The sequence below is a fragment of the Methylobacterium sp. J-059 genome (assembly GCF_022829485.1).
Classification (GTDB): Bacteria; Pseudomonadota; Alphaproteobacteria; order Rhizobiales; family Beijerinckiaceae; genus Methylobacterium.
The window spans coordinates 1-24,332 of record NZ_JAKSYA010000186.1 but is presented as its reverse complement, the minus strand read 5'-3'; the positions used below and the strand labels follow the sequence as shown (position 1 = coordinate 24,332).

Genomic DNA, 24,332 nt, shown 5'->3' with positions numbered 1-24,332 from the left:
GATCGTCTGCACGCCGTTGGAGATGCTGTCGAGCAGGGTGCCGAGATCCGAGGAGCGGTTCGACAGGCTCTGCGCGGTGAAGAAGTTGACCGGGTTGTCGAGGGCCGAGGAAACCTTCTTGCCGGTGGAAAGACGGTTCTGGGTGGTCGAGGACAAGGACGCCGTATCCTGCAGCGAAAGCAGGTTCTGGCGGGTAGCAGCGGTGAGAGAGACGCCGGACATGAGGTGAGATCCATATTTGATCAGAAGACCGGCTTTCTGCCGGCCTCACGAAGAAACATGTCGCCACCTACCGACGCGTTAAATCGACCGGTCGAATCCGGCATATCGCGGGTGTGCAGGGTGTATTGCGCCCAATTACGCGATGAGAGTTCAAACAACATTAACAGATCGTGTCGATGGTCGCGGCGTCTCTAGAATGGAGTTGCCGGCATGGCCCTACGCATCGAGCTGAAGCCCGCGGAGCGGCTGATCATCAACGGGGCGCTGATCCGGAACGGCGATCGGCGGTCGGTCTTCCTCGTCGAGACCCAGTGCAAGTTCCTGCGCGAGAGCGAGATCATCCGCGAGGCGGACGCCGACACGCCGTGCAAGAAGCTCTGCGTGACCCTGCAGGTGATCTATCTCGCCGACGATCCGGCGGAGGCGGAGAACCTGTTCGTGATGCAGTCGACCGAGATCCTGAAGACGATCCCGGGCGCGGCCCCGTATCTCGTGGCGATCCACGACGCGGTCGCGGCCAAGCAGTACCACCTGGCGATCAAGACCGGGCGGAAGCTCATCGCCTACGAGGAGGAGCTGGCCGCCTGAGGGCGTCCGCCCGAGCGAGGCGTCGCGCAGCGCGACGCCTCGGGGGCCAGGTCCGCCGCGCGACGCGGGCGCCGGCCGAGCCGTCCGCTCACGTCACTCGCCGATGCCGAACAGCTTCTCGATGAAGTTGCGGTCGTCCGAGTCGCGGGCCGCCGGACGGCGGGCCGCATTCGGGCGGGGCGCCGGCGCCGGGGGCTCGCCGAAGATCTGGCCGAGGATGTTGCCCGGGCTCGGCGCGCTCGCCACCGAGGCGGTCGTCTCGGGCGCCTTGCGCCAGCGGTTGAGGCCGGGCAGCGGCACCGGCGTCTGGCCCTTCAGCGCGACGCTCATGTAGGTCTTCCAGATCTCGACCGGCAGGTTACCGCCCGACGCCTTCTTGGTCGGCTCGCCGTCGTCGTTGCCGAGCCAGATACCCGTCACCAGGCTGCCGGAATAGCCGATGAACCAGGCATCGCGGAAATCCTGGCTGGTGCCGGTCTTGCCGGCGAGGTCCCAGCCCGGGATGTCGCCCTTCTTGGCGGTTCCGATCACGAAGGTCTCGTGCATCATCGCGTTCATCATGCCGACGGCGTTCGGATCGATGACGCGGCCGAGGCCGCCCTCCCCGCGCTTGTACAGCACCTTGCCGTCGGCAGCCTTCACGCCGGCGACGACGTAGGGGATCACGCCGGTGCCGCCGTTGGCGAAGGCGCTGTAGGCGCCGACCATCTCCAGCGGCGTCACCTCGGAGGTGCCGAGCGCGATCGAGCCGTTGGCCTGCAGCGCCGAGGTGATGCCGAGGCGCTGCGCGGTCTGCACCACCGCCTTGGCGCCGACCTCCTGGCCGAGGCGCACCGCGACGGTGTTGAGCGACAGGGCGAGCGCGGTCCGCAGCGTGACCGGGCCCTCGTACTGGTGCGAGTAGTTCTCCGGCTGCCAGTTGCCGATCTTGATCGGCGCGTCCTCCTTCACCGTGTCCGGCGTCGCGCCGCGCTCGACCGCGGCGAGGTAGACGAACGGCTTGAACGAGGAGCCGGGCTGGCGCTTGGCGGTGGTGGCGCGGTTGAACTGGCTCTGCGCGTAGTCGCGCCCGCCGATCAGCGCGCGGATCGCGCCGTCCGGCCGCATCGAGACCAGCGCGCCCTGGCCGACGTTGTAGCGGCCGCCCTTGGCGTTCAGCTCGTCGACGAGCGCCTTCTCGGCGGTCGCCTGAAGGTTGGTGTCGACCGTGGTCTGCACGACGATGTCGCCCTCGATCGTGCCGACGAAGTCGTCGAGCACGTCCATGACGAGGTCGGCGACGTAGTTCGCCGAGCCGCCGCCGCGGGTGCTCGCCGGCCGGGCCGGCTGGGCGAGCGCCACCTTCGCGTCCTGGGCGGTGATGAAGCCGAGCTCCTGCATGGCCGCGACCACCTGGGCGGCGCGCGCCTGGGCCGCCGGCAGGTTGCGGTTCGGCGCCAGCCGCGAGGGCGCCTGGACGAGGCCGCCGAGCATCGCGGCTTCCGCGACGCTGACGGTCTTGGCCGGCTTGCCGAAGTAGCGCTGCGCCGCCGCCTCGACGCCGTAGGCGCCGGCGCCGAAGTAGACCCGGTTCAGGTAGAGCTCGAGCAGCTCGTCCTTGCTGTACTTGTGCTCGAGCCACAGGGCGAGGATCGCCTCCTGGATCTTGCGCGAGGCCGACCGCTCGGGCGTCAGGAACAGGTTCTTGGCGAGCTGCTGCGTCAGGGTCGAGCCGCCCTGGGCGACGCCGCGGCGCGTCAGGTTCTGGCCGATGGCGCGCAGAATGCCGACCGGGTCGACGCCGAAATGGCTGTAGAAGCGCCGGTCCTCGATCGCCACGAAGGCGCGCGGCAGGTAGCTCGGCAGCTCCTTGATGCCGACGACGCGACCGCCGGTCTCGCCGCGGTTGGCGAGCAGCGAGCCGTCGGAAGCGAGAATCGCGATGTTCGGCGGGCGCTTGGGCACCGCGAGCTGGTCGATCGGCGGAAGCTGGGAGGCATGGTAGGCGATCAGGCCGGCGATCCCGACCACCGCCCACAGGCCGAGCACCCAGCCGGCGTAGACCACGCGCCCGAGCAGCGAGCGCCGCCGGACCTTCTTCGACGAAGCGCCACGCCGCGCGCCGCCCTTGGCGGCCGGCTTCGCCCGGCGGCTGCCCGCGTCCTCGCTGTCTCGGCTTCTGCTGGCCACGCCGCCTCCCGGGCGATCGGCCCGCGACAGGCGAAGGTCCGCGCCGCCCCGACCCGCGCCGCGCCCCTCGGGCACGTCGAAGTTCGGTTCGCCCCGGCCGTCCCTTCCGCGTCCGTTCGCCATGCGTCCCGTCTGTCCTGATGCCCGTCCGAGATGCCCTGCGAAGGCGGTGCGGCGGCGATCGTCGGAGGCCCGGTTCCGCACGGTAAATGCGGCGGGTTTAAGGGATGTTAACCGCCGATTTTCAGAACCCGTTGACGATCAGGAACTTGGCGTTCGCGCTCCGCGATGCGGCCCAGCGTCGCCGAGTTCACGGGGTTTTTGGCGCCGGACGCGGCTTTTGCTAAGCGATTGCGCGCAAGATGCGCTCCGCCTTCGACCTTGGGGTGATGCCATGAGCGACAATCGACGCAGCACCCCGCGCAAGGACGCCTTCCAGGTGGCGAGCCTGATCGCGGACGAATGCGGGAAGCCCTGCGAATGCCTGGTCTGGGACGTCTCCGAGACCGGCGCGCAGATCGAGGTCGCGGCCGAGATCGTCGCCCCCGATCGGTTCACGCTGCGGGTGACCGCTTACGAGCCGCCGCGGCGCTGTCGCGTCGTCCGGCGCGAGGGCCGGCGGCTGGGAGTACGGTTCGAAGGCTGAGACGAACCGCGAAACCGGCGCGCGCCGGCTCAGGCCGGCTGCAGCGCCGGAGCGGGGTCCTGCCGGGCCCTCGCGATGCGGAACGCCTTCGGGCGGGCGAACATAAAGCGGAGGGCGGTGCCGCGGACCGCGCGCTCCAGGGCGAGCGGCACGATCACGGCGACGACCATCACCGTCAGGCTGGCGAGGCCGACATCGTCGATCAGCCCGACCTTGACCAGCAGCGTCCGCGTGACCGCCATCGGCAGGAAGAACGCGAGGTAGATCACGATCGAGCGTTGCCCGCAGGCGCGCAACGCCGCGGTGACCGGCCCCCCGGCCGACGTCAGCAGGGCGGCGCCGGCGACGATGGCGAGCGCGCCGGCGCCGCCGAGGATCAGGCTGACCAGCGGCAGGCTGGCGAGCGTCGGGTACCCCGGCAGTTGCGAGGGCGTGAAGGCGAGCCACGCCTCGATCCCCGCCCAGAGCATCAGCCCGGCACAGGCCGCCCCCGGGTTGCGCGCGACCCGGTCGGCCAAGGCGAAGATGCGCCCGGCGAACAGGTATCCGGCCACGAAGTAGACGTAGCGGGCGCAGAACTCCTCCGCGAGATAGGAAGGGGTCGCGATCGGCACGACCTGCAGCAGGGCGGCGCCGGCCAGGAGCACCGCCGCCGGCACGCGGCGCAGCAGCTTGGTCACCACCGAGAACACCGCGAGCAGGTAGATGAACCACAGCGTCGCGTACGGCTCGATCAGCGCGTGGACGAGATGGGCCGCGAAGGCGCCCGGCCCGGCCTCGCCGACGATCGCCGGATACTTCGCGAGCGACTGGACGACGACCCAGAGCCCGTAGAAGTAGGCGAAGTGGACGACACGCCGGTCGGCGAACAAGCGCCAGTCGCGGTCGATCACCCGGCCGACGAACAGGCCCGACAGCAGGAAGAAGTCCGGGATCCGGAACGGCTTCGCGAAGCTCACCACCGTGTGGAGGAAACCCTCACCGTCCATCGCCTCGCCGGTGCCGAGGGTGGAATGCATCATCACCACGAGGAGGATGCAGATGCCCTTGGCGACGTCGACCCAGGCGAGACGCATCGCATCCCCCGGCCCCGCCGTGCCCGCCGCCCCCGCCATCACCGCCTCCGCCCGGTCGCCCCGTCGGCGCAACCCTTGGGCGGGATCCGTAAAGGCCGCCTGAGCCCCGCAGCGCCATCGCGCGGCATGGCGAACGCGGGGTGAATCCGCTCCGGGGCCCGGCGTCAGCTCTTGCGCTTGGCCGAGCGACGGTCCCGCGTCATCCGCGTGGCAGCGTGGAAGTCGTCGGGCTTGGTCCGCACCCAGGCGATGAAGCGCGCGATCTCCGGCTCGGCGCGGAGCGCGCCGACGTCGGCGAGGCGCCGGGCGAGCTCGGCTTCGCTGTGCCGGGCATGGATCGCCGAGTGGCAGACCTGGTGCAGCCGCACGGTGGTGCCGTGGGTGCCGCCCTTCAGCTTCGGCACGAGGTGATGCAGGCTCGAGCGGGCGCGGGGCGGGATCGGGCGCTCGCAGAGCGGGCAGATCACCGGCTCGGGGCTGCGCGCCTGCGTCTCGGGATCGTCCTCGCGCCAGCGCCGCTCGCGTCGCCCCACCGCCTCGCCTCCGTTCGCATCGGGTCCGACCGGCGATATGGGATTGCGGGAAAACCGCGGCGCGGCGTCAAGGCGTCGCTGCGGCGAGCGCCGGGCAGCCCGGCCGGACGCGGTCGCCGAACAAGGTTTCGGCCAGGTGGTCGCGGGTTCCGAGCACCGAGACGTGGTCGCCGGCGACCGCCTCGAAGCGGGCGCTCGCGCCCGCCGCCGTGGCGAGGCGGCGCCCGAGCTTCACCGGCACGACGCCGTCCGCCGTGCCGTGGACGATGAGCACCGGCCCGCCGGCCCGCGCGATGCGCGCATCGGAGCGCCAGGTATCGCGCAGCAGGGTGGTCGGCGCGTAGGGGAAGGCGAGGCGCACGATGCCGGGCAGCGAATCGAACGGCGCCTCGAGGTAGAGCCCGAGATGCGGCACCCGCTCCGCCACGGCGACCGCGACCGCGGCGCCGAGGGAATGACCGTGCAGCAGGATCGGAGCGCCGGGCGCCCGCCGCGCGGCCTCGGCGACGGCCGCGAGCCCGTCGGCGATCAGCCCGTCCTCCGTCGGCGTGCCGGTCGATCCGGGATAGCCGCGATAGGCGATCGCCACCACGCCCCATCCGGCGCCGGACCAGGGCGCGGCGGCGAAGCGGGCGGCCGCGGGCTCGGGGCGCGAGCCGTTGCCGTGGAAGCTGACCACGACGCCGCAGCCGGGGCGCGGCGCCCGCCACAGGGCATGCAGGCGCTCGTCGTCGGCGGTGACGAGCGAGATCGCTTCGGTGCCCGGCGGCACCGGCAGGCGTGCGCGCGGGCCGGCGATGAAGGCGCCCGGGTAGAGCAGGTTGCGCTGGAAGACGGCCAGCGCGGCGATGGGGCCGCCGAAGACGATGGCGGCGGCCGCCAGGACGAGCAGGATGCGCATGGGTCTCCGCCGGGTCTCGCGGGCGGACCCTAACCGTTCCGCGGCGACGCCGGCAGCCGTCCGTCCCGGCATGGTCTGTCGCACGCATTGACAAAGTCCGGCGGCACGCGGAGATTCGAACCATTCCGAGGGGGGCCCCGCAACCGGGGGCTGAGAGTGGACGCGACGTCCTGACCCTTGAACCTGATCCGGCTCGTACCGGCGGAGGGACGGGAACCTGCGGCGCCGATCCCGGCGTCTGCCGCTTCATCGCATCTCCATCGACGCGTGCCGGATCGCCCCAAAGCCGGGAGACCCACTCGATGAACGCGCCCGTCCTGTCCAAAGACGTCAAGGGAAGTCCCGAGACCGTGACCACGGGTCCGGTGACCGGCTCGCGCAAGGTCTACGCGAGCGTGGCCGGCCGGGAGGACATCCGGGTGCCGTTCCGCGAGATCGTGCTGACCGACCCGAACGAGCCGGCGGTGCGGGTCTACGACCCGTCCGGCCCCTACACCGAGACCGACGCCCGCATCGACCTCGCCAAGGGCCTGCTGACCCTGCGCGACCCGTGGATCGCCAAGCGCGACTACGCCGCCGTGCAGCCGCGCATCGTGAAGCCCGAGGACAACGGCTTCGTGCCGGCCGACAAGCTGGTGGCCCCCTGCCCCGCCGAGCGGACGATCCGCAAGGCCGGCCCGGGCCAGATGGTGACGCAGTACGAGTTCGCCCGCGCCGGGATCGTCACCGAGGAGATGATCTACGTCGCAAACCGCGAGAACCTGTGCCGCGAGCAGATGCTCGACCGGGCGCACGCGGCGCTCGCCGACGGCGAGAGCTTCGGCGCCTCGGTGCCGCCGTTCATCACGCCCGAGTTCGTGCGCGACGAGGTCGCCCGCGGCCGGGCGATCATCCCGGCCAACATCAACCACACCGAGCTGGAGCCGATGGCGATCGGCCGGAACTTCCTGGTGAAGATCAACGCCAACATCGGCAACTCGGCCGTCACCTCGTCGGCGGCGGAAGAGGTGGAGAAGCTGGTCTGGTCGATCCGCTGGGGCGCCGACACGGTGATGGACCTGTCGACCGGCCGCAACATCCACAACATCCGCTCGTGGATCATCCGCAACTCGCCGGTGCCGATCGGCACGGTGCCGATCTACCAGGCGCTCGAGAAGGTCGGCGGCGATCCGCTCAAGCTCGACTGGGAGGTGTTCAAGGACACGCTCATCGAGCAGGCCGAGCAGGGCATCGACTACTTCACGATCCATGCCGGCGTGCGCCTCGCCCACGTGCCGCTCACCGCGCGGCGCGTCACCGGCATCGTGTCGCGCGGCGGCTCGATCATGGCGCGCTGGTGCCTGGCCGGGCACCGCGAATCGTTCCTCTACGAGCGCTTCGAGGAGATCTGCGACATCTGCCGCGCCTACGACGTCTCGTTCTCGCTCGGCGACGGCCTCCGCCCCGGCTCGATCGCCGACGCGAACGACGCGGCGCAGTTCGCCGAGCTCGAGACGCTGGGCGAGCTGACCAAGATCGCCTGGAACAAGGGCTGCCAGACGATGATCGAGGGGCCGGGCCACGTGCCGATGCACAAGGTCAAGGTCAACATGGAGAAGCAGCTCGCCGAGTGCGGCGAGGCGCCGTTCTACACCCTCGGCCCGCTGACCACCGACATCGCGCCGGGCTACGACCACATCACCTCCGGCATCGGCGCGGCGATGATCGGCTGGTTCGGCTGCGCGATGCTCTGCTACGTCACGCCCAAGGAGCATCTCGGGCTGCCCAACCGCGACGACGTGAAGACCGGCGTCATCACCTACAGGATCGCCGCCCACGCCGCGGATCTGGCCAAGGGCCACCCGGCGGCGCAGCTGCGCGACGACGCCCTGTCGAAAGCCCGCTTCGACTTCCGGTGGGAGGACCAGTTCAACCTCGGCCTCGACCCGGACACGGCGCGCGCCTACCACGACGAGACCCTGCCCAAGGACGCCCACAAGGTCGCGCATTTCTGCTCGATGTGCGGGCCGAAGTTCTGCTCGATGAAGATCACGCAGGACCTGCGCGCCGAGGTGCTGGCGATGGAGGCCGCCGGCGAGGTGCTCAACACCGCGCCGATCCTCACCAGCGCCGAGCGCGAGGCCGGGATGGCGGAGAAGTCGCGCGAGTTCCTGGCCGAGGGCGGCAAGCTCTACGTCGACGCCGCCGAGTGACGGCGCCACTCCGGGACGCATGACCGAGCGCTCCGCCCCCGCCCGCCGACAGGCGCGCGGGGGCGGATCGCTTCCGAGGCCTCGCATCCGCTCGACCGGGCCCCGGGGACGCGGCGCATGCCGGGGCGAACCGTTAAAATTCGATCCGCGTCGTTGCCTGATTCTTCAGGATGATCCCGCTCAGTCGGGTACCGGGGCGGAGTCTTAAGATACGATTCACGCGCCGCACGGCTTCTGGTCTCATGCCGCAACGGGACCCGTAGAGGTGCGCGATGAGTACCTTCGAAGTGACACCCCCGACGCCGACGCGCCTGAGCGCACCGCCCGTCGTCCAGCCTGCCAGACCCATCGAGGCGGCGGCTCCGGTGGCGCTCGATCCGGCCGTTCGCGTCGACATCGGCAGAAGCGATCGCAGCGGCGCTGCGGTCTCCGATGACGGACGGTCGCGCGGCGACGCCGCGTCGGATCGGACCAACGACGAGCGGCGCATCACCATCGACCGGGATACGAAGAGCGTCGTGTATCAGGTGCTCGATCCCGGCACCGGTGCGGTGCTGGTCCAGCTTCCGGACGTGTCGGTGCTGCGGTCGCGCGCCTACGCCGAGGCTCAGGCGGAGCGCAGGACGGCCGATAAGCCCGTCGATCGCGAAGCGTGAGCGGCGCCTCCGCCGGTCGTGACGCCGAGCGGAACGAAAGGGCCGGGGCTGTGCGCCTCGGCCCTTTTTCGCGTCGCCATGCCTGTCGAGACCGGGTCGCCGAAGCCGAGGCGACGGGACGCGCCGCGTCCCGTGCCCGGTCGCGTCCGCCGGTCCGGCGCGGCCTACGAGGAGCGCAGGCCGGCGGCGATCTGCTGGTTGATGTTGATCAGCGCCGAGAGCTTGTCGGCGCCCGGCTCGATCAGCGTGTCGATGATCCGCCGGAACACGAAGACCGAGAGCTGGCCGATGTTGTTCTTGATCGCGATCGGAAGCGGGCTCTCGGGCGCCGTCGCGGCGCCTGCCAGGAGCGTCCAGACCTTCTGATTGAAGTTCAGCGCCTTGTTCAGGTTGGCGGACTGGTTGGTCCAGTCGTCCTTGACCATCTGAAGCTGCTGCGCCGCCTTGATCAGCACGGCGGCTTCCGCCTCGCGCGGGCTGAGGACGCTGTTCGCGGTTCTCGTGTAGGCGTTGGCGGCGAAACTCATCGGTCTGACGCTCCACCCGCAGGCCGGCGGGCACGGGGTGGGGTTATGGCAGCGCGCGCCTTAACATAGGGTAAGCGCCGCGGACGAGAATTGCATCGGCCGCCCGAGCGATTGTTCAAGCACAGCGTCGGCCGGACGGCGCCGCGGCGGAACGATCGACTGTATTCGATCGTCCCTATCATGATCCCGCCTAAGGATCACGCAGCCCGCTTCTTGCCCTTCTTCTCGCGCCCCTGCCCCGGGGCGCTCTTGCCGGCGCGGGAGCGGTCGAGGACGAACTTCGCGTAGTCGTCCATGTCGCCGGGAAACGGCTTCACGGTGTTGTCCGCCGCGAGCCAGAGGCGGTCGGCCACGAGCTCCATCAGCGAGCGGTCGTGGGTGATGAGGATGACGGCGCCCTCGTAGTCGTTCAGCGCGTCGAGCAGCGCCCGGCGACTGTCGATGTCCAAGTGGTTGGTGGGCTCGTCGAGGATCAGCAGGTGGGGCGCCCGCATCGCCACGAGGTTCAGCAGCAGCCGCGCCCGCTCGCCGCCCGACAGCGCATCGACCGTCGTCTCCTGCTTCTCGTAGGCGAGGCCGAAGCTCGCGAGCTTGCCTCGGCGGGCCGACTCGCCGTCCTCGGGCCGCTCGCGGCGGATGATGGCCAGCGGCGTATCCTTCGGGTCCATCGCCTCGATCTGGTGCTGGTGGAACCAGCCGACCTGCACCCGCCCTTCGCGCGTCATCCGCCCCGAGCGGATGTCGAGCGCGCCGGCCGCCATCTTCGCGAAGGTCGACTTGCCGGCGCCGTTGACGCCGAGCAGGCCGATGCGATCGTCGATGTCGAGCGTCAGGTTCAGGCCGCGCAGGATCGCGGGATCGTCGCCGTAGCCGACCTCGACGTCGGTGAGGTGCATCAGCGGCGGCGCCAGCGGGCGCTTCGGCGACGGCAGGTGGAACGGCGCGACGTGCTCCTCGATCGTGGTGGCGATCGGCTCGAGCTTGGCCAGGCGCTTGACCCGCGACTGCGCCTGCGCGGCCTTCGAGGCCTTGGCCTTGAAGCGGTCGATGAAGCTCTGCAGGTGGGCGCGCTCGGCGTCCTGCTTGGCCTTGGCTGAGAGCTGGAGCCTCGCCTTCTCGGCGCGGCGCCGCTCGAAGTCGTCGTAGCCGCCGGTGTAGAGCTCGAGCTGCCCGTTGGCGACGTGCAGGATCGCGTCGACGGAGTTGTTCAACAGCTCGCGGTCGTGGCTAATGATCAGCGCCGAGTGCGGGTAGCGCTTGAGCCGCGCCTCGAGCCAGAGCGCGCCTTCGAGGTCGAGATAGTTCGTCGGCTCGTCGAGCAGCAGCATCTCGGGGGCGGCGAACAGGGCGGCGGCGAGCGCCACCCGCATCCGCCAGCCGCCGGAGAACTCCGACATCGGCCGCTCGAGGTCGGCCACCGAGAAGCCGAGGCCGGCCAGGATCTCGCCGGCGCGGGCGGGCGCCCGGTCGGCGTCGATCTCGATCAGCCGGCCGTAGATCTCGCCCATGCGCTCGGGCTCGGCGGTCTCCAGCTCGGCATAGAGGCCGTCGCGCTCGACGTCGGCCGCGAGGATCGTGTCGATCAGGCTGACCGGCGTCGCCGGGTGCTCCTGGTCGACCGAGCCGATGCGCGCCGTCTTCGGCAGGAACACCGTTCCGGAATCCGGCTGGAACGCACCGAGGATGATCTTGAAGAGCGTCGACTTGCCGACGCCGTTGCGGCCGACGATGCCGACCTTGGCCCCCGGCGGGATCGCCACGCTGGCCTTCGTGAAGAAGCGCCGCCCCCACATGTTGAAGGTGAGGTCTTCGATCTGCAGCATGATGGGGGGTCACGGGCCGGGAGCGGGGGCGCTCCCCCACTCCCTACCGCACTGCAGCACGATGCGCGAGGGCGCCGAGGCCTACCGGGTCGCCGCGCTGGCGATCGCCTTGGTCAGCGGCGCGGCCGGCACGGTGCTCTCCCAGAACCGCCCGGTCTTGGCGCGCTCGAAGCCGGCCTCGTAGAGGTTGCGCATGTAGGTGGTGTCGAAGCCGTCCGGCGTCGTCAGCTTGGGGCCGTCCTCGGGAATGTAGGTGAGGTTGAAGCCGACGCCGTTCTCGCGGGCGAAGGCGTAGGTCGCCGCCAGCGTCTGGCGGCTGCGGGCGCGGCTCGCCGTGGTGAACGAGCGCCCGACGATCGCCAGGGTGTTGTTCTGCGCCACGTCGAACTCGGGCTCGAGGCGGCCATTGATGATCACGTAGATCCGGCCCTTCTGACCGGTCGCGAGGCGCTTGTCGCGCAGCAGCAGTGCCTGCGGCAGGGTGAAGACCGGCGTCACCACCGAGCCGTCGACGTGCAGCTCCTGGAAGGCGCGCCCCTCGGCCTGCACGTCGATCAGCTGGGGCGGGAAGACCGCCGGGATGCTGGCCGAGGCGGTGAGCACGTCGCGGAACAGGTCGAGCGCGTTGGGCGCGCCGCTCGCGGCGATGGCGCCCATGTTCCAGATCGTGGCGCGCTGGCTGTCGAGGTTCGTCGTCACCACCAGCAGGCGTCGGCCCTTGGCGTGCTCGGCGGCGATGGCGGCGAGCAGGTCGGCGTTGACGTAGCGCCCGACGAGGTTGCGCAGGCGGCCGTCGCCGAACAGGCCGGAGCCGAACAGCACGTTCACGACGCTCGGGCTCTGCACCAGGGTGCTGGCGATGCCGCTGGTGTAGATGTCGGTGAGGTAGGAATCGTAGGACGAGCCAAGGAAGGCGAACGGCGCGATCAGCGACCCGGTGCTGACGCCGGAGACGAGCGAGAATTCCGGCCGCGTGCCCGAGGCCGACCAGCCGTTCAGCACGCCCGCGCCGTAGGCGCCGTCGCCGCCGCCGCCGGACAGGGCGAGGTAGCTGAAGCCCTGGCGCTTGTTCTGCGGCGTCGACGCCATCTCGGTGAAGGTCTCGACCGAGGCGTCCGAGAACACGCGGGCGCCGGGAATGCCCGGCACGCCCGCGACCGCCGCCTCGGCGGCGGTGTACGGGATCCTCGGCACCGAGGAGCAGGCGGCAAGCTGGGCCGCAACAGCGAGGGCGAGGCACCCGCGCAGCCAACCGTATCGACGCGACATCGTCAAAAAATCCCACGCCCGATCCGGGCCGTCACGGCATGCGAACGAGCTTGACCATACTAGCGTTCCGGCCGGGCGACCGCAACGCGGCCTTGCCGCCGGCGGTGATGCGGCCGGGTCACACTCGGCACGCGGGAACCGCGGTCGTCGCCGCCCGGACAATGGGCGGTGGACAGCCACGGCTCCGCTTCCGGCGGCCTTGCATCGGCGGAGAACGGTCCTGTAGGTTGCCCTCGTCGCCGGATGCCTCAGGGGGGGTATGGCGGCTATGACCAGCGGCGCGCACGACGGGCTTCGGACCGGCCTCGTCCCGACTTTCGGGACCAGCCGGTCAGCGGGGACAGGTCGCGCCCGATCCGCGCCTTGACTGCGGGGGACCGGGGCAGTCCGCGGGTCTAGATCGGGAGGGGCGAGACCATGGACACAATCTTGAGTTGGACGGACGAGCGCGTGACGCTGCTGCGCCAGCTGTGGGAAGACGGCCAGAGCGCGAGCAAGATCGCGGCGCAGCTCGGCGGCGTCACCCGCAACGCGGTGATCGGCAAGGTGCACCGGCTCGGCCTCTCGGGCCGCGTGATCAAGCCGGCCGAGGACGTCGCGGCCGCCCGGCGCAAGCCGGCGCAGGAAGTCGAGATCGAGACGGCGATCGCCGTGGTCGAGGCCGAGGCTCCCGAGCCGGTGGCGATCCTCGCGCACCGGCCCGCGCCGGACTTTCCGGTTCCGGCCGCCGCGCCCGAGCCGGTGGCGCTCGCCGCCTCGCAGCGCGTGACGATCATGGATCTGCGCGAATCGATGTGCCGCTGGCCCATCGGCGACCCGACCACGCCGGAATTCGGGTTCTGCGGCGCCCGCTCAATCACCGGGCTGCCCTATTGCACGCATCACGCCCAGATCGCCTACCAGCCGGCGGCCGAGCGCAAGCGCGACCGCCGCGTGGCCGGCTTCCGCTAAGGCTTTCAAGGGCCGAGCAGGTCGATCAGGTAGGGGATCAGCGGTTCGTCGGCCGGCGGCATCGCGAGCTCGCGCAGGTCGCGCGGGCGCACCCACTTGATCGCCTGGCCCTCGAGCGGGCACGGCGTGCCGTTCCAGCGCCGGCAGACGTAGAGCGGCATCAGCAGGTGGAAGTCCGGATAGGCGTGGCTCGCGAAGGTGAGCGGCGCCAGGCACGGCTCCTCCACCCGGATGTCGATCTCCTCGGCCAGCTCGCGGATCAGCGTCGCCTCGGGGCGCTCGCCCGCCTCCACCTTGCCGCCGGGAAACTCCCACAGGCCGGCCAGCTGCTTGCCGGGTGGCCGCTCGCTGACGAGCACGCGGCCGTCGTGATCGACCAAGGCCACGGCGACCACGAGCAGCAGGCGCACCGGCGCCGTCATGGTTCCACCGCGAACGATGCCGTGGCTTCGGCCTGACTCGCGATCAGCCCGGCCTCGATCGGCACACGCTTGGCGTCAAACCGCGATCCTGCGGAAAAGCGAAAGGCCTGCGCCGCATCCGGCAGCTGCCCATGGCCGACGGTGAGCTGGCAGAGGCCGCCGATCTTGGCGCCTGCCGCTTCCGCCAACGCCTGGGCCTGGGACCGCGCGTCGCGCGTCGCCTCCACCCGAAGGCGGTTCTCGACGGCCAGAGGATCCTTCAGCACGAAGGTGATCGCATCGATCCTGTTCGCTCCCGTATCGAGAGCCTGTCGCAGCAGGTCGCCGAGGCGGCCCAGATCGGCGAGCTGCACGCTGACGCGGTTCGTCGCGCGGTAACCGTCCGGCTGCTCCTGCCGCGTACCGTCCGGTCGCGTCACGGTCCGCGTCGCCGGTTCCAGCACGACGGCCGCGGTGCCGACGTCGCCCGTCGGCACGCCGAGTCGCCCGGCCAGCGCCACGACGCCGCCGACCGCCTGTGACGACGCATCGAGTGCCGCCGCGGCGTTGGGCGCCTTGGCCTCGACGCCGATGACGACGGTCGCGAAGTCGGGTGCCTGAGTGGCCTGCGCGCGCCCGGTCACGGTGATCCGGCGCGCGCAGGCATCGTCGGCGCGAGCCGGCGACCCCAGGAGGCAGAAGCCGGAAGTCAGGGCGATCGCGAGGCGCCTCACGAGCGGTAATCCCCGTTGATCTCGATGTAGCCCTTGGTCAGGTCGCAGGTCCAGACCCGCGCCTTGCCCGTTCCGAGCCCGAGATCGACGCGGACGGTGACGTCGGATTCGCGCATCACGGCGCTCGCGGCATCCTCGCTGTAATCTGGGTCGCGGGCGCCGGCCACCGCCACGCGCACGTCGCCGAACCAGATCGCGAGGCGGTCGCGGTCGGCGGGCTCGCCGGCCTTGCCGACGGCCATCACCACGCGGCCCCAATTGGCGTCCTCGCCCGCGACCGCCGTCTTCACCAGCGGCGAGTTGGCAATCGACATCGCGATGCGATGGGCGGAGGCGTCGCTCTCGGCACCGCCGACCTCGACGGTGACGAACTTGCGGGCGCCCTCGCCGTCCTTGGCCACGAGCTGCGCCAGCTCGATCAGGAGGTCGTCCAGCGCCGCGCGGAAGCCCGCGAGCCGCGGGTCGGCGGCGTCCGCGACCGGCGCGGTCGCCGCCTTGCCGGTGGCGAACAGCATCAGCGTGTCGGAGGTCGAGGTGTCGCCGTCGACCGTCACGCAGTTGAAGCTCTTGCCCGTGCCCTCCGCCAGCATCGCCTGCAGCACCGGCTGCGGCAGCGCCGCGTCGGTGAAGACGAAGGCCAGCATCGTCGCCATGTCCGGCGCGATCATCCCGGCGCCCTTGGCGATGCCGTTGATCGTGACCGCGACCCCGTCGATCTCGGCGGTCCGCGTCGCGCATTTCGGGAAGGTGTCGGTGGTCATGATCGCGCGGGCGGCGGCCTCCCAGGCCTCGGCGCCCGGCACCGTGCGCCCGGCGCAATCGGCGAGCACGCCCTCGAACTTGGTGGCGTCCAGCGGCTCGCCGATGACGCCGGTGGAGGCGATGAACACCTCGGTCTCGGCGCAGCCGGCGGCGGCGGCCGCGATCCGTGCCGTGAGCGCGACCGCATCCCGGCCGCGCGATCCCGTGAACGCATTGGCGTTTCCGGAGTTCACGACCAGCACGCGCGCCGCGCCGCCGGCGAGCGCCTCGCGGCACCAGTCGACCGGCGCCGACGGGCAGCGCGACCGGGTGAACACGCCGGCGGCGGTGGTGCCGGCGTCGAGGCCGACATAGAGGACGTCGGTGCGGCCGGAATAGCGGATCCCGGCCTGCGCGGTGGCGAGGGCGACGCCGCGGATCGGGGGCAGCGCCGGCGTCGAGGCCGGCGCGAGGGGGGAGACGGGGGGCGATTTTGCGGACGACATCGAAACCATCTCCGTGCGCTCGCGGCGTCGCCCGCGACGCGGCCCTGTTGCCCCGCCGGCCCGGCCTCGGTCAACCGCCTGCCCGATCCCGGCGCATGCCTGCTTCCTGGGCGGGTGCGCTCAGAAATACGGCGCAAACGCGGCGTGGGGCTTGCGCGACCGCTGCTTCCCGGCCTAGCATGCTGCGATGCAACGCGAACGCCGAGTCGAACGCGGAATGCCGCAACCCACCAGCGGAACGACGCTCGTGAGCCCGACCCAGCCCGCAGGGGGCTGCTACGGGATCCAGGTTCTCGTCGCCGGCCGGCAGAAGCGCTGGCGTGACGAGGTCTCCAATCAGGTCCGCCGCGCGGGCTTCCAGGCGACGGCCTGCGACAGCGGCGTCGACGCCCTCACCGTCCTCGTCCTCGGCCTTCCGGTCGACGTGCTGGTCGCCGATGTCGGGCTCGAAGGCGCGCTCTGCTGCTCGCGGCTCGCTGTCGAGGCCCGCGCCCTGCGCCCGGGCCTACGCATCGTCCTGGCCAGCGATCTCTACGAGGAGATGTCGGGCGATGCCTCGCACCTCCTCCCCGACGCGATCCTGATCCCGCGCGACCTGCGCAACGGCTCCGTGGCGAGCACCGTTCGCGAAGCCCTGGCGAACCGGCCCGCCTGACGCGCCGTCACGGCCACAGCACGTAGGCGATCAGCGCGAGGTTGCTCCAGCCGTGGAGCGCGATGCACGGCCAGAGCCGGCCGGTGCGCCAGCGCAGCCAGCCCAGCATCAGCGCCAGCGGCGCCAGCGAGACCGGGCGGGCGAATCCCCAGGCCGAGACGTGCGCCATCGCGAACAGCAATGCCGTGACGAGGATCGTCGCGGCCGGCGGCAGGAAGCGGCGGGCGGCGGCGAAGCCCTCCCCGCGCATCAGCATCTCCTCGGCGGCGGGCGCCAGCACCACGACGTAGCCGAGCCACGCCGCCACGGCGGCCGGGCTCAGCATCGGCGACAGGCGCACGCCGTTGCCGAAGGCCGCGCCGAACGCCTCCGCGGTGCCGGTGACCCAGGCGATGTGCACGGCCGGCCACAGCAGCAGGATCAGCAGCAGCGTGCGCGGCCGCATCCCGTTCGGCCGCTCGCGATCGAGGGCGAGCCTTCTGCGCCACCCGGTGCCGTCGCGGCGCAGGGCGACCGCGACGACGAGGCCGGCGAGGAAGACCTGCCGCAGCACGTCGACGGCGAGCTCGCGGCGGGCGAGCTCGGTGGCCCCGAGATAGGGGCGCTGCGCCGCGTCGAGGAACGGATCGATCCCGGCGAGCAGGTCGGCGCCGACCCGGACCGCGGCCAGCGACATCAGGCTCGCCGCCGCGAGGTAGAGCAGGAGCATCCCGGCCAGCACGACCAGGTTCACGCCGAGGCGGCCGGCCGCGACCCATCGCCGGTCCGGTTCGGACGGTGCGGCGGCTTCGATGGGCGGGACACCATGATCGGGCTTCAAAACCGCGGCGATCCCCACTATGTTCTTCTCACCGGTCGAAAGGCCGGAACGGCGACGAACGGTCTTCGCGACGCGCCGGTCACTTCGAACCTATCGGATCCGTTCCGTTCGCCGTAGCCCCCCGCCCTCGGACACGATGGCGCTGCCGGGCGGGACGGTCGGACGGGTCCGCCGGCGCGGTGGTCGGCAGCCTGACGCGGTTCCGCGCGTCGGCCGCTCGATACCCGGCCTCCGGCGACGGAAGCCGCCTTCCTTCCTCATCCGATTTGGTGCGCGTCCCGCGCGACAGGTCGTCGGGCAGACCGCACAGAGCGACCGCAGATGGCAGACGACCTGATCCGCTACGATCTCCTGGTTCAGGACGCCCTCCGCGGCGTCGTGCGCAAGGTGCTCACCGACGCCGCCCGCGAGGGCTTGGCGGGGGAGCATCACTTCTACGTCTCCTTCCGCACCGAAGCCCCGGGCGTGCGGATGTCCCAGGCCCTGCGCGAGAAGTACCCGCAGGACATGACGATCGTCCTGCAGCACCAGTTCTGGGACCTCGGCGTCACCGAGCACAGCTTCGAGGTCGGGCTGTCCTTCTCCGGCGTTCCCGAGCGGCTGCTGGTGCCGTTCGATGCGCTGTCGGGGTTCTTCGATCCGTCCGTGCAGTTCGGCCTGAAGTTCGACCTCAACGAGACGGCGGAGGCCTCCGGCGAGGAGCCCGCCCCGAGCAACGCGAAGGCCGGCCCGCGCGGCGCGGCCTCCGAGCCGACCGAGATGAAGCCCAAATCGGTGACGCCCGGCACCGGCTTGGCGGCGATCGGCAGCACCGCACCGAAGACCATCCCCGCTCTCCCCGCCGCGCAGAACGGCGGCAAGGCGGACGAGAAGGAGCCGCGCGTCGCGGCCAAGGCGGCGAAGAAGGACGCCGACGGCAACGAGGCCAGCGCCGAGGTCGTCAGCCTCGACGCGTTCCGAAAGAAGAGCTGAGGCTCGACGCTTCGGGAGTCAGCCCTCGTCCGGAGGCGTCCGCGCGATCGGGCCTCGGACGGGGTGTCTGGAAAATCACGCGGCCTCCGGCGGGCGCCTTCGAGGCTTCCGCGTCCCCAAGGCCTCTCGGAACGCGGACCCGAACGGCCGGCCCCACGACCACGAAAAAAGGCCGGGGCCTGCTCGGCCCCGGCCTTTCCTCAGAGCGGCGACATCGATCCTTCGACCGACATCCCGTTTTGTTGGTCGGAGTAGCAGGACTTGAACCTGCGACCCCCTGTCCCCCAGACAGGTGCGCTACCGGGCTGCGCTATACTCCGTCACGTCCGCTCTCGCGTCGGCATGCCGTTGGGCCGCCGACACCCCGAAGGGTCCGCGGGTCTTAGCTTTCCGCTCCGGGGCACGCAAGCCCCGTTCCGGCGCTTCGCCGAAACAGGGTGGGGTGTCGCACCGATCCCGACGCCCCTTGCGCGAGGCGGGCCGGATCGGACACGAGACCGCGTGCGGTCTGGCGCAACGAGGCGGGCGGTGGCGGTCTATTTCACGAGCGATACGCATTTCGGCGACCCGCGCATCCTGCGGCTCGACCGCCGGCCGTTTCCCGACCTCGCCGCGCACGATGCCGCGCTGATCGCGACGTGGAATCGCGTCGTCGCGCCCGACGACACCGTCTGGCATCTCGGAGACTTCGCCCTCGGGCCGCCGCGGGAGCGGGTCCACGCGATCCTCGCCGGCCTGAACGGAGAGAAGCACCTGATCGTCGGCAACAACGACGGGCCCGATACGCTCGATGCGCCGGGTTGGGCCTCGATCGCGCATTATGCCGAGATCGCGGTGGACGGCCGCGGCCTGGTGCTGTGCCACTACGCCTTCCGCACCTGGAACGGCATCGGCCGCGGCGTTCTCAATCTGCACGGCCATTCGCACGGGCAGCTCCGTACCGCGCCCAAGCAGTACGACGTCGGCGTCGACGCGCAGGGCTTCGCGCCGGTCGACCTCGCCGCGATCCTGGTTTCGCGCCGCGGCCGCAGCGCAGCGAAAGCGGAACCATCGGCCTAGCTCCGCCGTTGAGCGCACGTAACCGGGGGTTGAACGACACCGGTCGAATACTTTGCCTCTTCCAGCGTACCGCTCGCGTGATTGTCTTCACGGTGGCCCATGACCCGAACCAAGACCACGATACTGGCCGCGTTCGGCCTCGTTCTCTGCCTCGGCCCGGCATTCGCCGCGCCCTCCTGCTTCGAAGGCCGCGCCAAGGTCGATGAGGCGTCCGCCCTCCGCTACCAGGCCCGTCAGGAAGCCCGCCTCGGCAACCACGATCGGGTCTGCGACACCCTCGACGAGATCGGGGACCGCTACAACGAGGCCCGCGATGCCTTCGAGGATTGCGGTGCCGGCGTCGTCGCGATCGATCTTCGCACCGAGCTGCGAAACCTTCGCATCGCCAAGCAAGTCAACCGCTGCGACTGACCGGGTGCGCGTTCGCACCGCAAAGCTTCTCCGTTCCGAGCATCGTCCCATCGAACGCGACGCAGCACGTCGCCGACAAGGCCAGCCGTCATGACCACCGAAACCCAGACCTTCACCGCCGCCACCGGCCCGTCCTTCGCCGCCGCCCTGTGCGGCTTCCTCAGCACCACGGCGGCCACGACGATCCTGATGTTCCTGCTGAGCAGCGTCTGAGCCGAGGCTCTCTAGCGAATGCGCACCGCCGGCCGTCGCCGTTGGGTCAGGGCGCGACCGACCAGAACCGGCGCTTGTTGAACAGCATGTCCTGCGTTCCGATCGTCGGCCCCACCGCGGGCGGCGGCGGGCAGATCGGCTCCGGCCGCTGAGGGGCCGCCATCAGCGTGATCGGCGCGGCCGGAAACAGGCCGAGCCGCTGCTGGATCTCCGGGTTCCGCGCCGCCGCGATCGCCGCGATGCCGACGATCAGCGCCCCGGCCACGGCTCCCAGAACGAAGTTCATCATCCCATCAGCTTTCAGCGGTCAGGCCGGCCTGCCGCCCACGGCTCGCGTGTGATCGCGCAAGCCGGCGGCATTGCGGCGGACGACCCCAGCCGTTGATAGCGGCGAACGGTTTATGAGCTCCTGGTATCGGGGCGGGATGCCGGCAGCGACCGTCGGGCCTCTTCCGTCCGGCCCTGGGCCGCGCCATATTTGGCACATGGCAATTCCCAAGAAGCCCCGGCACGTCTCAGCGACCGGGAAGGCCGACCGGCCGGACGTGCAGCCGCTCGATCCGTTCCTGGCGCAGCTGCTGAGCCCCGCCCTCGCCCGCACGCCGCAGGTCAAATCCGAGCGGCCGGCCGAGCTGCCGCGGCCGGGCCAGCGCAAGCCGGCGACGGCCAAGGCGAAACCGACGGCCAAAGCCGCGACGACCGAGCCCGCCGGCTTCGGCGAGGCGCCGCAGCGCGGCTTCACCGTCGCACCGGGCGCCGAGGTCGATCCGGCGCTGGCCCAGGCCCTCGGCATGACCCCACCCGAGGACGGCCCGGCCCCCGAGGGCGAGCCGGATCAGGCCCCGCTCGCCGCCGACGGCATCTCCGCCACGGTCGACGCCCTGCAGCGCCTGCTCGAGGAGGGAAACCCGCTGTTCCGCGACGGGCAGACCTGGGTGCCGCACCGGCCGGACCGCCCGGCGAAGTCCGAGGGCGGCAAGCCGTTCCGCCTCGAATCCGAGTTCACGCCGGCCGGCGACCAGCCCACCGCCATCGCCGAGCTGGTCAAGGGCGTGAACGCGGCCGAGCGCGACCAGGTGCTGCTCGGCGTCACCGGCTCGGGCAAGACCTTCACGATGGCCAAGATCATCGAGGAGACGCAGCGCCCGGCCCTGATCCTGGCGCCGAACAAGACCCTGGCGGCGCAGCTCTACGGCGAGTTCAAGAGCTTCTTTCCCGACAACGCGGTCGAGTATTTCGTCTCGTATTACGACTACTACCAGCCCGAGGCCTACGTGCCGCGCTCGGACACCTTCATCGAGAAGGAATCCTCGATCAACGAGCAGATCGACCGGATGCGGCACTCGGCGACCCGCGCCCTGCTGGAGCGCGACGACGTCATCATCATCGCCTCGGTCTCGTGCATCTACGGCATCGGCTCGGTCGAGACCTACACCGCGATGTCGTTCACGGTGACGCTCGGCGAGAAGATCGAGCAGCGCCAGCTCGTCGCCGACCTGGTGGCGCTGCAGTACAAGCGCATCCAGGCGGACTTCGCCCGCGGCACCTTCCGGGTGCGCGGCGACGTGATCGAGCTGTGGCCGGCCCACTTGGAGGACCGCGGCTGGCGCATCGGCCTGTTCGGCGACGAGATCGAGAGCATCGTCGAGTTCGATCCGCTGACCGGCAAGAAGATCAACGAGCTGAAGTTCGTGAAGGTCTACGCCAACTCGCACTACGTCACGCCGCGGCCGACGCTGCAGCAGGCGATCAAGGGGATCAAGCACGAGCTCAACGGCCGCGTCGAGGAGCTGACCCGGATGGGCCGGCTGATCGAGGCCCAGCGGATCGAACAGCGCTGCACCTTCGACATCGAGATGATCGAGGCGACGGGCGCCTGCAACGGCATCGAGAACTATTCGCGCTACCTCACCGGCCGCAAGCCGGGCGAGCCGCCGCCGACGCTGTTCGAGTACCTGCCCGACAACGCGCTGGTCTTCACCGACGAGAGCCACGTCACGGTTCCGCAGATCGGCGGCATGTACCGGGGCGACTTCCGGCGGAAGGCGACGCTCGCGGAGTACGGCTTCCGCCTGCCCTCCTGCCTCGACAACCGCCCGCTGCGCTTCGAGGAATGGGACGCGATGCGGCCGCAGACGGTCAACGTCTCGGCCACCCCCGGCAAGTGGGAGATGGAGCAGACCGGCGGCGTCTTCGCCGAGCAGGTGATCCGCCCGACCGGCCTCGTCGACCCGGTGATCGAGATCCGCCCGGCCCGCTCCCAGGTCGACGACCTGCTCGGCGAGGTCCGCGAGGTGGCGCAGGCCGGCTACCGCACCCTGGTCACCACCCTGACCAAGCGCATGGCCGAGGACCTGACCGAGTACCTGCACGAGAACTCGGTGCGCGTGCGCTACATGCACTCCGACATCGACACCTTGGAGCGCATCGAGATCATCCGCGACCTGCGGCTCGGCGCCTTCGACGTGCTGATCGGCATCAACCTGCTGCGCGAGGGCCTCGACATCCCGGAATGCGCGCTGGTCGCGATCCTCGACGCCGACAAGGAGGGCTTCCTGCGCTCCGAGACCTCGCTGGTGCAGACCATCGGACGCGCCGCCCGCAACGCCGACGCGCGCTGCATCCTCTACGCCGACCAGATCACCGGCTCGATGGAGCGGGCGATGGCGGAGACCGAGCGCCGGCGCCAGAAGCAGCTCGCCTACAATCTCGAGCACGGCATCACCCCGCAGAGCGTCAAGCGCGGGATCAGCGACATCCTCAGTAGCGTGTTCGAGCGCGATCACGTCCAGGTCGATACCGGAATGGCGGAGATCACCGTCGGCCACAACCTCAAGGCGGTGATGTCCGATCTCGAGAAGCGGATGCGCACCGCCGCCGCCGATCTCGACTTCGAGGAGGCCGCGCGCCTGCGCGACGAGCTGAAGCGGCTCCAGGCGACCGAGCTGATGATCTCCGACGACCCGATGGCGCGCCAGGCCGACGTCGAGCGCGATGCCGGCAAGTACGGCCGCAAGGCCCCGCGCGGCTCGGGCACGCGGATTTCGAAGCCGACCCTCGACAACATGGGGCCGGGCACCGACCGCGAGTTGCCGGCGAGCGCCGTCGCCTGGGTCGAGCGGCCGAAGCCGCGCTCGACGCAAGGGCTCGGCGGCCAGAAGCCGAAATACAAGGGCGGCGGCGGCCGGCGCTGAGATCGGCCTCCTGCGTCGGACGGGCCGGTTCTCGCGAGCGGGATCACGTCTCGCGCAGGGCGGCGGCGCCTGCTCGGCCGCCGCGGCTCGCTCCCCGTCATCCCATCTCGTCCCGAAGCTCCTGCGCGCAAGCGGTCGCCGCGCCGAATGCGGACGGTCGGGCGCGCGCTGAACCCAAGCGAAGAAAAGCAACTCTCGGTTGTAACTTCAAACCCTCGTTAAGCATTCCCGCTCAGATTGCATGAGCCATGCAATGGATCTCGTGCGTTGTGTTCTCGGCACGATGCAGCCTCCCGGCGTGGTTCCCTGTCGGAGTGCCCCCATGTCTCGTCGCCAGAACCGCGCCTCCGCGCGCACGTCCCCCCCTGCGCCACGTCGCGAAGCGGCCCGCTCGCGCAGCACGATCGCGATCCCGCTGCTCGGAGGCGTTCTGCTCCTCGGCACTTCGGGCCTGGCCGAGGCCCAGGTCCTGCGCGGGGCGCTCGATCCGGTGACCACGGCCGTGAACAGCACCGCCGGAAGCCTGGCGACGGTCGATGCGACCCTCGGCGGCGGCAACCTCGCGACCGTCGGCGCAACGGTCGGCGGCGGATCGGTCGCGAATGTCGGTGCAACCGTCGGTGGCGGATCGGTCGCGGATGTCGGGGCCACCGTCGGCGGCGGCACCGTCGCCAACGTCGGAGCGACGGTCGGCGGCGGATCGGTCGCGACGGTCGGGGCCACCGTCGGCGGCGGCACCGTGGCCAATGTCGGCGCCACGGTCGGAAGCGGCACGATCGCCAATGTCGGCGCGACCGTCGGCGGCGGCACCGTCGCCAATGTCGGCGCCACGGTCGGCGGCGGCGCGATCGGATCCGTCGGCGTGTCGGTCGGCGGCGGAACCGGGACCACCGCCGGCACCGGAACCGGAACCGGCACGACGGGCGGCGCCACCTGCAATCCCTGCACGGGCGGCGGAGCCGGACCCGGCGGCGGCGGCGGCAGCACCGTGTACGATCCGGCCCGCATCGCGGCGATCGAGCTGCGGCTGTCGAACGCCGAGAACCTGCCGATCCGCGGCAACAACGTCAGCC

24 protein-coding genes, 1 tRNA gene, 1 pseudogene and 1 riboswitch are annotated in these 24,332 nt (G+C 70.9%); of the genes and pseudogenes, 12 read left to right on the top strand and 14 right to left on the bottom strand.

The window, feature by feature from the left end; all coding sequences use genetic code 11:
- Positions 1–222: pseudogene (locus MKK55_RS28575) on the bottom strand (flagellar protein); the annotation flags it as partial.
- Between the two features lie 210 nt (positions 223–432).
- On the opposite strand from MKK55_RS28575, the gene MKK55_RS28570 reads away from it, so the two are divergent.
- On the top strand, positions 433–810 hold the full coding sequence (locus MKK55_RS28570; protein ID WP_147729760.1) for a flagellar biosynthesis repressor FlbT: 378 nt from the start codon (positions 433–435) through the stop codon (positions 808–810).
- 93 nt (positions 811–903) lie between these two features.
- Here MKK55_RS28570 and MKK55_RS28565 read toward each other — a convergent pair whose 3' ends face one another.
- Positions 904–3,102, bottom strand: coding sequence for a transglycosylase domain-containing protein (locus MKK55_RS28565; protein WP_147859105.1), 2,199 nt, complete (start codon positions 3,100–3,102; stop codon positions 904–906).
- A 271-nt stretch (positions 3,103–3,373) separates the two neighbouring features.
- On the opposite strand from MKK55_RS28565, the gene MKK55_RS28560 reads away from it, so the two are divergent.
- Positions 3,374–3,625, top strand: a complete 252-nt coding sequence (locus MKK55_RS28560) for a PilZ domain-containing protein (protein ID WP_243939078.1) — start codon at positions 3,374–3,376, stop codon at positions 3,623–3,625.
- Between the two features lie 29 nt (positions 3,626–3,654).
- Here the strand turns inward: MKK55_RS28560 and MKK55_RS28555 are convergent, their stop codons facing one another.
- From MKK55_RS28555 to MKK55_RS28545, 3 genes are all read right to left on the bottom strand, one after another.
- Complete coding sequence (locus tag MKK55_RS28555; protein WP_243939077.1) at positions 3,655–4,740, bottom strand: acyltransferase family protein; 1,086 nt, start codon at positions 4,738–4,740, stop codon at positions 3,655–3,657.
- Positions 4,741–4,865: 125 nt separating this feature from the next.
- Complete coding sequence (locus MKK55_RS28550; RefSeq protein ID WP_147842303.1) at positions 4,866–5,234, bottom strand: HNH endonuclease; 369 nt, start codon at positions 5,232–5,234, stop codon at positions 4,866–4,868.
- Between the two features lie 67 nt (positions 5,235–5,301).
- A complete protein-coding gene (locus MKK55_RS28545; RefSeq protein ID WP_243939076.1) occupies positions 5,302–6,135 on the bottom strand; it encodes an alpha/beta hydrolase in 834 nt (277 codons plus the stop codon).
- 118 nt (positions 6,136–6,253) lie between these two features.
- Positions 6,254–6,362: riboswitch (TPP riboswitch) on the top strand.
- Between the two features lie 75 nt (positions 6,363–6,437).
- Here MKK55_RS28545 and thiC point away from each other — a divergent pair.
- Together thiC and MKK55_RS28535 are read left to right on the top strand one after the other, a co-directional pair.
- Complete coding sequence (gene thiC, locus MKK55_RS28540) at positions 6,438–8,327, top strand: phosphomethylpyrimidine synthase ThiC (protein ID WP_243939075.1); 1,890 nt, start codon at positions 6,438–6,440, stop codon at positions 8,325–8,327.
- A 365-nt stretch (positions 8,328–8,692) separates the two neighbouring features.
- Positions 8,693–8,983, top strand: coding sequence for a hypothetical protein (locus MKK55_RS28535; protein WP_147727250.1), 291 nt, complete (start codon positions 8,693–8,695; stop codon positions 8,981–8,983).
- 164 nt (positions 8,984–9,147) lie between these two features.
- On the opposite strand, the gene flaF is transcribed toward MKK55_RS28535, so the two are convergent.
- The 3 genes from flaF to MKK55_RS28520 form a co-directional block, all read right to left on the bottom strand.
- Positions 9,148–9,510, bottom strand: coding sequence for a flagellar biosynthesis regulator FlaF (flaF, locus tag MKK55_RS28530; protein WP_147727251.1), 363 nt, complete (start codon positions 9,508–9,510; stop codon positions 9,148–9,150).
- 197 nt (positions 9,511–9,707) lie between these two features.
- On the bottom strand, positions 9,708–11,333 hold the full coding sequence (locus tag MKK55_RS28525) for an ABC-F family ATP-binding cassette domain-containing protein (RefSeq protein WP_147859688.1): 1,626 nt from the start codon (positions 11,331–11,333) through the stop codon (positions 9,708–9,710).
- An 81-nt stretch (positions 11,334–11,414) separates the two neighbouring features.
- Positions 11,415–12,602: a patatin-like phospholipase family protein gene (locus MKK55_RS28520; RefSeq protein ID WP_243933902.1), complete on the bottom strand. Its 1,188-nt coding sequence runs from the start codon at positions 12,600–12,602 to the stop codon at positions 11,415–11,417.
- 417 nt (positions 12,603–13,019) lie between these two features.
- Here MKK55_RS28520 and MKK55_RS28515 point away from each other — a divergent pair, with 417 nt between their 5' ends.
- Positions 13,020–13,553: a GcrA family cell cycle regulator gene (locus MKK55_RS28515; protein ID WP_147842297.1), complete on the top strand. Its 534-nt coding sequence runs from the start codon at positions 13,020–13,022 to the stop codon at positions 13,551–13,553.
- A 5-nt stretch (positions 13,554–13,558) separates the two neighbouring features.
- On the opposite strand, the gene MKK55_RS28510 is transcribed toward MKK55_RS28515, so the two are convergent.
- Genes MKK55_RS28510 through argJ form a run of 3 tightly spaced genes read right to left on the bottom strand, consistent with a single transcriptional unit; the run spans position 13,559 to position 15,935 of the window.
- Complete coding sequence (locus MKK55_RS28510) at positions 13,559–13,975, bottom strand: (deoxy)nucleoside triphosphate pyrophosphohydrolase (RefSeq protein ID WP_243939074.1); 417 nt, start codon at positions 13,973–13,975, stop codon at positions 13,559–13,561.
- Positions 13,972–14,688, bottom strand: a complete 717-nt coding sequence (locus MKK55_RS28505; protein WP_243939073.1) for an SIMPL domain-containing protein — start codon at positions 14,686–14,688, stop codon at positions 13,972–13,974. Before MKK55_RS28505 ends, MKK55_RS28510 begins: the two co-directional genes overlap by 4 nt.
- The gene (gene argJ / locus MKK55_RS28500; RefSeq protein WP_243939072.1) at positions 14,685–15,935 is read right to left on the bottom strand and encodes a bifunctional glutamate N-acetyltransferase/amino-acid acetyltransferase ArgJ; all 1,251 of its coding nucleotides are present in this window, start codon (positions 15,933–15,935) and stop codon (positions 14,685–14,687) included. Before argJ ends, MKK55_RS28505 begins: the two co-directional genes overlap by 4 nt.
- A gap of 217 nt (positions 15,936–16,152) precedes the next feature.
- On the opposite strand from argJ, the gene MKK55_RS28495 reads away from it, so the two are divergent.
- The gene (locus tag MKK55_RS28495) at positions 16,153–16,590 is read left to right on the top strand and encodes a histidine kinase (protein WP_147729923.1); all 438 of its coding nucleotides are present in this window, start codon (positions 16,153–16,155) and stop codon (positions 16,588–16,590) included.
- A 7-nt stretch (positions 16,591–16,597) separates the two neighbouring features.
- On the opposite strand, the gene MKK55_RS28490 is transcribed toward MKK55_RS28495, so the two are convergent.
- Positions 16,598–17,410, bottom strand: coding sequence for a CPBP family intramembrane glutamic endopeptidase (locus MKK55_RS28490; protein ID WP_243939071.1), 813 nt, complete (start codon positions 17,408–17,410; stop codon positions 16,598–16,600).
- Positions 17,411–17,731: 321 nt separating this feature from the next.
- Between MKK55_RS28490 and MKK55_RS28485 the strand changes: the two genes are divergently transcribed.
- The gene (locus MKK55_RS28485) at positions 17,732–18,382 is read left to right on the top strand and encodes an SspB family protein (RefSeq protein WP_147729109.1); all 651 of its coding nucleotides are present in this window, start codon (positions 17,732–17,734) and stop codon (positions 18,380–18,382) included.
- A 243-nt stretch (positions 18,383–18,625) separates the two neighbouring features.
- Here MKK55_RS28485 and MKK55_RS28480 read toward each other — a convergent pair.
- Positions 18,626–18,702, bottom strand: a tRNA-Pro gene (locus tag MKK55_RS28480).
- 208 nt (positions 18,703–18,910) lie between these two features.
- On the opposite strand from MKK55_RS28480, the gene MKK55_RS28475 reads away from it, so the two are divergent.
- The 3 genes from MKK55_RS28475 to MKK55_RS29165 all read left to right on the top strand — a co-directional run bounded on the left by MKK55_RS28475 (position 18,911) and on the right by MKK55_RS29165 (position 20,065).
- Complete coding sequence (locus MKK55_RS28475; RefSeq protein ID WP_243939070.1) at positions 18,911–19,441, top strand: metallophosphoesterase; 531 nt, start codon at positions 18,911–18,913, stop codon at positions 19,439–19,441.
- A 99-nt stretch (positions 19,442–19,540) separates the two neighbouring features.
- Entirely contained in the window at positions 19,541–19,852 is a 312-nt protein-coding gene (locus MKK55_RS28470; protein ID WP_147842294.1) for a hypothetical protein, read from the top strand.
- Between the two features lie 90 nt (positions 19,853–19,942).
- A complete protein-coding gene (locus tag MKK55_RS29165) occupies positions 19,943–20,065 on the top strand; it encodes a hypothetical protein (protein ID WP_279596406.1) in 123 nt (40 codons plus the stop codon).
- A 46-nt stretch (positions 20,066–20,111) separates the two neighbouring features.
- Here MKK55_RS29165 and MKK55_RS28465 read toward each other — a convergent pair whose 3' ends face one another.
- Entirely contained in the window at positions 20,112–20,351 is a 240-nt protein-coding gene (locus MKK55_RS28465; protein WP_313898900.1) for a hypothetical protein, read from the bottom strand.
- Between the two features lie 199 nt (positions 20,352–20,550).
- Here MKK55_RS28465 and uvrB point away from each other — a divergent pair, with 199 nt between their 5' ends.
- Positions 20,551–23,259, top strand: coding sequence for an excinuclease ABC subunit UvrB (gene uvrB, locus MKK55_RS28460; RefSeq protein WP_243939069.1), 2,709 nt, complete (start codon positions 20,551–20,553; stop codon positions 23,257–23,259).
- A gap of 322 nt (positions 23,260–23,581) precedes the next feature.
- Positions 23,582–24,332, top strand: a 751-nt coding sequence (locus tag MKK55_RS28455) for a hypothetical protein (RefSeq protein ID WP_409566142.1), incomplete at its 3' end; no start/stop codon positions are given.